Genomic DNA, 1,335 nt, shown 5'->3' with positions numbered 1-1,335 from the left:
TAGGGAAGGTACGTCCTGGTCGCCAAGGGATCTTGTATTTTTTAATTCTTTCAATAAGTTGTTGATAATCTACCATATATATGGTGGGATTAAGTAGAAAAAGTAGCAAATGATCTTTAATTAAACCAATTGCTACATTTTGATTAATACGATAGGAATATTTAGTTTGTTTGTGGAAGAGTTGTTGCTTTTGATTTGCTTGCTGATCTATTTGGCTCTGAGCCTCAGTAATTAAAACAGAGACTAGATTAGAAGCGAAGATCTTAGCGAAGAACTCTTGTTTAATACCTTCAACTGTTTTAGAAGCAAAGTTTTCTAATTGCATTTTTTCTTTGAGCAATCGATAGTAACTCTCTATACCCCAGCGTAATTGATATAAATGGGCTAATTCTTCCATAGGCCAATCTGTATTAGTTACTAAATACTCGTCTTCTCCTGTTGTTAAGCCAATACGCACAATGCGGGTGATTAGATGAGTAGGAACCAAAGAGGGATTATTTACCAAAGAGGGATTAGTGAGAAATAAACTGTTTAAATAGGAAGTAAGATGTGGTTTGGTTTGTAAGGGAATCCGAAGCTGGCTTTGAGTTTGCTTGGAAGCAATAAAGTCCTTGACTTGTTTGCAAAAATTGGATTTACAACGGATTACATACCAATTTCCTGCCAGTGAAAGCTCTAACATCCGCTTGGTAGAGGCATAGTTGCGATCCATAATATAGACTGGTTTAGGAGAAAAATAGTGCCGATCAAATGATTGTAGAAAAGCCAGATGAGTATAATAAAGTTGATTTTCACTGGTAGTACAACTAGCTATTTCTGAAGTAATTACCATATGATTGAGTAGATCATAAATAAGTGAACAACGAGCCATTGGCATCGATTTCTCAGACTGGTTCTTCCATCCTCCAAAATACGTGTCTATAGTCTGGCTAACAGGTAATTGTAGTAGACTTCCATCAACAGCCAGCAATAGATACTGCTTTTTGTACAAACGAAAGGTAGACAGAGCGTAATACTGCTCAATAAAATGTTTATTAAGAGCAACAAAGGCCGTATAACGAAGTTTCTTGCGAGCTTTACTAAAAGCTTGCTTGGTATAATGAACAGGCTTAGAAAGTAGACTTAGGGCTTTCTCTACTTCTACACTCAGACTTTTAACTAATAAGTGAAGTTGTAGCAGAACGATATCAGTAAAACCAAGCGTTCGTTGTCGGATGAAATTTTGAGGATTCGCTCGATGTTCAATCTTGAACTGTTGGCTCATTAGCAAAGTATGAACCGTAGAAAAGAGGGTTTGTATTTTCGTTTCCATACTTACTTAACCCAATACTTAAC

At 36.3% G+C, this 1,335-nt stretch carries 1 protein-coding gene; it reads right to left on the bottom strand.

Annotated elements, in window-relative coordinates; genetic code table 11:
- The coding region (locus tag QNI15_RS38815; RefSeq protein WP_314037585.1) for an IS4 family transposase at positions 1-1,312 on the bottom strand (1,312 nt) is incomplete at its 3' end.
- Between the last annotated feature and the right edge of the window lie 23 nt (positions 1,313-1,335).

The organism is Xanthocytophaga flava (assembly GCF_030068545.1).
GTDB classification, from domain to species: Bacteria; Bacteroidota; Bacteroidia; order Cytophagales; family 172606-1; genus Xanthocytophaga; species Xanthocytophaga flava.
This window is presented reverse-complemented; position numbering and strand designations above follow the sequence as displayed.